7 protein-coding genes and 1 pseudogene are annotated in these 6,230 nt (G+C 64.2%); 1 reads left to right on the top strand and 7 read right to left on the bottom strand.

The features are described from left to right. The 4 genes and pseudogenes from EN893_RS14355 to ybgC form a co-directional block, all read right to left on the bottom strand. A pseudogene (locus EN893_RS14355) lies at positions 1-671 on the bottom strand (hypothetical protein); the annotation flags it as partial. Between the two features lie 7 nt (positions 672-678). Beyond that, positions 679-1,131, bottom strand: a complete 453-nt coding sequence (gene tolR, locus EN893_RS14350) for a protein TolR (protein ID WP_023811855.1) — start codon at positions 1,129-1,131, stop codon at positions 679-681. A 10-nt stretch (positions 1,132-1,141) separates the two neighbouring features. Continuing rightward, positions 1,142-1,852 (bottom strand): protein TolQ, encoded by a 711-nt coding sequence (gene tolQ, locus EN893_RS14345; protein ID WP_013529145.1) that lies wholly within the window; start codon positions 1,850-1,852, stop codon positions 1,142-1,144. Between the two features lie 420 nt (positions 1,853-2,272). After that, positions 2,273-2,743, bottom strand: a complete 471-nt coding sequence (ybgC, locus tag EN893_RS14340; protein ID WP_127269539.1) for a tol-pal system-associated acyl-CoA thioesterase — start codon at positions 2,741-2,743, stop codon at positions 2,273-2,275. Positions 2,744-2,800: 57 nt separating this feature from the next. Here ybgC and EN893_RS14335 point away from each other — a divergent pair, with 57 nt between their 5' ends. Beyond that, entirely contained in the window at positions 2,801-4,051 is a 1,251-nt protein-coding gene (locus tag EN893_RS14335) for a cellulase family glycosylhydrolase (RefSeq protein ID WP_127269538.1), read from the top strand. Positions 4,052-4,154: 103 nt separating this feature from the next. Here the strand turns inward: EN893_RS14335 and ruvB are convergent, their stop codons facing one another. The 3 genes from ruvB to EN893_RS14320 all read right to left on the bottom strand — a co-directional run. After that, the gene (ruvB, locus tag EN893_RS14330) at positions 4,155-5,192 is read right to left on the bottom strand and encodes a Holliday junction branch migration DNA helicase RuvB (RefSeq protein ID WP_127272275.1); all 1,038 of its coding nucleotides are present in this window, start codon (positions 5,190-5,192) and stop codon (positions 4,155-4,157) included. Positions 5,193-5,235: 43 nt separating this feature from the next. Continuing rightward, positions 5,236-5,856 carry a Holliday junction branch migration protein RuvA gene (gene ruvA, locus EN893_RS14325; protein ID WP_013529140.1) on the bottom strand — a complete coding sequence of 207 codons (621 nt, stop codon included), beginning with the start codon at positions 5,854-5,856 and terminating at the stop codon, positions 5,236-5,238. Positions 5,857-5,883: 27 nt separating this feature from the next. Then, a partial coding sequence (locus EN893_RS14320; RefSeq protein ID WP_164900858.1) for a type II toxin-antitoxin system VapC family toxin occupies positions 5,884-6,230 on the bottom strand: 347 nt, incomplete at its 5' end.

The raw sequence follows: 6,230 nt of genomic DNA, 5'->3' as shown, positions 1-6,230 counted from the left end.
TTGGCGCTTTCGGCCTGCGCCGGCTGCGGCTTCGGCCGCGCTTCCGGCGCGGGAGCGGAATCCGGCAGCTGCGTCGCCTCGGCGGGCGGCTCCTGCGCTATGGCTTCAGCGACGGCGTCAGGCTTGACCTCGGGCGTCGGATCGATGGCAGCGGTCTTGTCCTGCGGTGGCGGGGTTGGCGCCGGCTTGGCCGGTGTCGGCTTGGGGTCGGCCTGCTTGACCGGCTCGGGCTTGACCTCTTCCTTGGGCGTGGGCGCCGGCGCCACTTCCGTTGCCGGGGTGGGCTTGGGCTTCTCCTGCGGCTTCGGCACGTCCTCGGGCTTCGGCTTTTCGATCGGGGTCGGCGCGGGCGGCGGAGCCGAGGTCGTGTCGACGGGCTTCGGCTTGGCTTCCGGCGTTATCGGCTTGTCGGTGTCGACGCTGTTCTCACCGACCTTCTGCGCGTCCGGAACGATGTCCGGGCGCTGCGTCGGCACAGGTGCCGGCTTTTCATGCATCACGGCCTTCTTGTCGCCCTGCAACGTCTGCGCAATGGCTTCCATCGGCACGATATCGACCGCGACCGACTCGACGTCGGACGACGGAAGTGCCGCCGGCGCCGTCAGCGTGAACAGGCCGAAGGTCAGCGCCGCCGTATGCAAGATCACCGATGTGGTGAGGCCGGTCTTCATCGCGCGTCTATTGGTCCTGTTCCTGCAGTGAAACCAAGCCGATGTTCTTGTAGCCAGCGGCCGAAATGCGGGCCATCACCTTCATCGCCGTGCCATAGTCGGTGGACTTGTCGCCGCGGATGAAGATGCGCTCCTCATAGCCGGTCTTCGAGATCGCCTGCAGCTTGGCCACCAGCTCCTCGATCGGGATCTCGGTTTCCTGCAGATAGATCTGGCCGGCGGCGTTGATCGAGACGGTGATCGGCTGCGTGTCGGCATTCATCGCCTTGGCCTGCGTATCCGGCAGGTCGATCGGCACGCCGACCGTCAGCATCGGTGCGGCGACCATGAAGATGATCAGCAGCACCAGCATCACGTCGACCATCGGCGTGACGTTGATCTCGGACATCAGTGCATGGTGACGGCCGCGCCGCCTGTGGCCGCGCCCGCCGCGCCCTCCCATGCCCATGGACATACCCATCTGCTACTCCTCAGGCCTTGGGGGCCACTTTTTCATCGATTTGGCGCGAGAGTATGGCGGAGAACTCGTCGGAGAACCCTTCCATGCGCACGGCTATCTTGCTCGCATCGGACGACAGCTTGTTGTAGGCGATGACGGCCGGAATGGCGGCGAGCAGGCCGATGGCCGTCGCCAGCAACGCTTCGGCGATGCCCGGCGCAACCACTGCGAGACTGGTGTTCTTGGAGCCGGCGATCGCCTGAAACGACGTCATGATGCCGATGACGGTGCCGAACAGGCCGATGAAAGGTGCCGCCGAGCCGGTGGTGGCGAGGAAACCTAGGCGGCCTTCCAGCTTTTCCATCTCGCGGGTCAGCGCCAGGTCCATCGCCTTGTCGATGCGGGTCTGCAGGCCGAGCGGCGACTTGGCGCCCTTCTCGAAACTCTTCTTCCACTCGCGCATGGCGGCGACGAAAATGGCGCCCATGCCGGTGGTCTTGCGGTCGGCGAGCGTGCGGTAGAGCTCCTCCAGCGACTGCCCCGACCAGAACACCTGTTCGAACCGGTTGAGCGCCAGCCGCATGCGGGCATAGGAAACCAGCTTGTCGACGATGATCGCCCAGGTCCAGACCGAGGCGCAGAGCAGGCCGATCATGACCAGCTTGACAACCCAGCTGGCCGAAACGAACAGCGACCAAACCGACAATTGCGCGCCCGGGTCGGCGAGTGCGATATTTTCCATCGTTACGTCCTTAAGATTTTCCGGGCGAAGCTGGCGGCTGGCCCCTGGCATCCCTTGTGGTCGGTTCGCACGAAGCTACCGGAACAACCCCAAACTGTGCCGTTATCGGCCTTTTCGGGGCAAATATTGGTGAAAGGAAGGCGTTCGATAACGCCAATCTTCACCAATCTCTTCATGAACCGTTATGGTTAAGGATGGGTTAGTATATAAGGCGCGGCGCATTGCCACGCCCAATGGCAAGGCCATCAATTCAATGGCTGCGCTAGGGTGTGCTGAGATTCAGGTCAGGCCGAGCCGAAAGCGGTAGATTCCGAGAACCGGAGCGGAGCGCACTTTCGTACGTGAGCACAGTTCTACCGCGATGCGGTAGAACGGGGAAGCGCAGGAAGCTGCTGTTTGCAGGCCGGCATCACCTGAATATCAGCGCACCCTCGGCATGAATGCTGCCACCCATTCCCTGGGAAAACGCCTTGGGCGGCCATTCTCACCGATGATCGCCGCCTCGACCTTGGCCTCGACCAGCAGTTCGTCGCCACGCTTGAGCTGCTGCGCCATGAAGATGCGCGCGCCGGAAATCTCCTCGGTGCGGGTGTCGACCGTCAGGATGTCGTCGATGCGGGCGGGGCCGCGAAAGTCGATCTCCATGCGGCGCACCACCCAGACTATTCTTTCGCCATGCTTGCCATCGGCAAGCTCTGTGTGGTGCACGCCGGTCAGCCGGAGATAGTCGGAGCGACCGCGTTCGAAGAATTCGAGATAGCGCGCATGGTAGACGACGCCGGAGAAATCGGTGTCGGCATAATAGACCCGCGCCATCAGCCGATGGCCGAACGTGGTCAGCGCGCCGGAAAGCCCGGCCAGCAGCGTCGCCGATTCACCATGATCGCCCATTGCGCTTCCTTTTTCAGCCCCGACCAGGCACCGGTTTCCCGCGGAACATAACATCGGATGGCACTGTTGACGGCGATGATCAAGAGTTTGACGGCGGCGCTGTTCGTGCTCGTGGCTTTGGCGCTGCCTGGCCAGGCCGCGACATTCTCGATGAAGCGCGGCCTCAACCTCGACCAATGGGTCACATGGCCCGGCGAAGACCAGTGGGGCGACGCCGAAGCCATCCTGCCCTATCCGGAATGGCGCAAATTCCTTGGGGAGAACGACCTCAAGGCGCTGAAGGATGCCGGCCTCGATTTCCTGCGCATGCCGGTCGACCCTTCGCCTTTCCTGTCCGACCAGACCGTGGCCTTGCGTGACGACCTCTATGCCAGCGTGCTGGACTCCGTGCGCATGATCAACCGCGCCGGCCTGAAGGTTATCGTCGACATGCACCTGATCCCGGCCGGCGGCAGCCGCAAGATCGGCATGGCTGAAGTGATGGACGACCCGCGGACCTTCGACGCCTATGTCGAGATGGTCCGCAAGATGGCCCGCACGCTGGCCGGCGAAGATCCCACCCAGGTTGCCTTCGAGCCGATGAACGAACCGATCGTCGACTGCGACAGCGATGGCACCAGCCTGTGGCCGGACCGCCAGCGCAAACTGTTCGCCGCGGCGCGATCCTCGGCGACGAAACTGACCCTCGTGCTGACCGGCGCCTGCTATTCCGCGGCGAGCTCGCTGGAGAAGATCGACCCGAAGGCGATCCCTGACGACAACGTCATCTGGACCTTCCATTCCTACGATCCGTTCCTGCTCACCCATCAGGGAGCGACCTGGGCCGGCGACTTCATCCCCTATGTGACTGGCCTGCCCTATCCGTTGACCGCGGTGCCCAAGGCACAGCTCGACGTGACGCTCGACACCATCCGCGCCAGGATCAAGGCCGAGGCCCCGTGGACACGGCAGAGCGGCCTGCTTGCCTATCTCGACGAACAGGTCGCCAGCATGGACAGTCCCGACAAGTTGCTGGGCCTCATGGATGCGCCGTTCAAAAAGGTCGAGGCATGGGCGAAGGCCAACGGCGTCAAGCCGGAAAACATCTCGCTGGGCGAGTTCGGCATGATCCGCCAGGAATATGGCAACGCCTATGTGATGCCCGCCGAGTACCGGGCCGCCTATGTCAGGGACATGATCGGGCGCGCCGAAGCGCACGGCTTCTCATGGGCGGTGTGGAGCTATGGCGGCGCCTTCGGCATCGTCGACGCCTTCAACGGCGACAAGGCCGAACCGGATGTAATGGACGTGATCCGCGGGCTGCATTGATCGCTCAGCCAAGATCGGTCGAGAAGATTCCGGGCGCATTCAAAAAACGTACCGACGCAATGCTGAGCCAATGCCCGAGACGACGGGGCGGCGCACTGGAAAATTACTCTTCCTGGAACAGGTTGATCTGCTGCTGCGCCAGATCCTTCGGCGCGTCGAGGCCGAGATGGCGCCAGGCATTGGCCGTCAGCATGCGGCCGCGCGGTGTGCGCTGGATGAAGCCCTGCTGGATCAGATAGGGCTCGATGATGTCCTCGATGGCATCGCGCGGCTCTGACAGGCCGGCGGCGATCGTCTCGATGCCGACCGGCCCGCCGCCGAAATTGCGCGCGATCATGCTGAGATACCGCCGGTCGAGCGCGTCGAGGCCGAGCGCATCGACCTCCAGCCGGGTGAGCGCCTCGTCGGCGATCTTGCGGTCGACATGGCCGTCGCCGGCCACCGAGGCGAAATCGCGCACACGGCGTAAGAGCCGGCCGGCGATGCGTGGCGTGCCGCGCGCACGCCGCGCGATCTCCAGCGCACCGTCGTCGCCAAGCGGCATTTGCAGGATGCGGGCGCCGCGCCGCACGATCTGCTCCAGCTCTTGGACCGTGTAGAAATTGAGCCGTACCGGAATGCCGAAACGGTCGCGCAGCGGATTGGTGAGCAGGCCGAGCCGCGTGGTGGCGGCGACGAGCGTGAAGCGGGCAAGGTCGATCTTGACCGAACGCGCCGCCGGTCCTTCGCCGATGATCAGGTCGAGCTGGAAATCCTCCATCGCCGGATAAAGGATCTCCTCCACCGCCGGGCTCAGCCGATGGATCTCGTCGATGAACAGCACGTCGCCTTCCTCGAGATTGGTCAGCAGCGCGGCAAGATCACCGGCCTTGGCGATGACGGGACCCGAGGTCGAGCGGAAATTGACGCCGAGTTCGCGCGCCATGATCTGCGCCAGCGTCGTCTTGCCGAGACCGGGCGGCCCGACGAACAGCACATGATCGAGTGCCTCGTTGCGGCCCTTGGCGGCCTCGATGAACACTTTGAGATTGGCCCGCACCGCCGCCTGGCCGACGAAATCGTCGAGCGTCTGCGGCCGCAAGGTCTGCTCGGCATCCTCGCCGCGTTTTTCCGGCGCAATCAGGCGGGGCGACAGGCTCATGACGCCTTCCTTGCACACGGCAAGGAACTGAACAAGCGACGGTTCACCGCGCCAGTTCCTTCAGCCCGAAGCGGATCAGCTTCGGCGCATCGGCATCCTCGCCCGCCGTCTTCAGCGCCGCCGCCACAGCATTGGCGGCGGTGTCGCGCGAATAGCCGAGATTGACCAGCGCCGAGACCGCGTCGGTGATGGGCGCGGATGCCACGCCGTCACCGAGTTCCTGTTTCAGGCCGATGGTGCCCGAGGCGGTTCCGGCGTAGGCCGGCGCCTTGTTCTTCAACTCGGTGACGATGCGCTCGGCCACTTTCTTGCCGACGCCGGGCGCGCGCGAAACCATGGCGATATCGCGCAGCGCAATGGCGTTGGCGAGATCCGCCGGCGCCAGCGTCGACAGGATGGCCAGCGCCACCTTGGCGCCGACGCCCGGAACATTGTTCATCAGCAGCCGGAACCACTCGCGTTCCAGCACCGACTGGAAGCCGTAGAGGCGCAGCATGTCCTCGCGCACATAGGTCTCGATGAACAGCACCACCGCTTCGCCGGGCGAAGGCAGCGCCGCCAGCGTGCGCGCCGAGCAATAGGCGACGTAGCCGACGCCATGGATGTCCACGAGGCAATGGTCCTCGTCGACCTCGTCCAGCGTGCCCTTGAGCTTGCCGATCATGCCAGACCTTTCATGGAAGATGGGCTCTCATGGGTGCGTCTCAGGAGAGATGATGTCGAGGTCGGGAAAATAGCTGCGGTAGCGAGCAGCGTCGCGGGTCAAAAGACGATGTCCAGCGACGGTCGCGTGAGCGCCGATAAAGAAATCGGGCAAGGTTCTTTCCCTGACGCCACCGGCCCGGCGATAGCGGGAATGCGTAACGCCGGCAAGGAACGCCGCGTCCCAAGATACAAGTTCGCGATCCATCCCAAGCATGTCGACTGCTTTTCGAAGCGCCGTTTCCGTCGCAATCAGCGGCGCCAACTCGGACCAGACGATCGTGTTGACCACCAACGCGCCGTCGCGGCGGCAGGAGGCGATTGCCGATGCCGACC

The sequence above is a fragment of the Mesorhizobium sp. M7A.F.Ca.CA.004.04.2.1 genome, assembly GCF_004022825.1.
Classification (GTDB): Bacteria; Pseudomonadota; Alphaproteobacteria; order Rhizobiales; family Rhizobiaceae; genus Mesorhizobium.
This window is presented reverse-complemented; position numbering and strand designations above follow the sequence as displayed.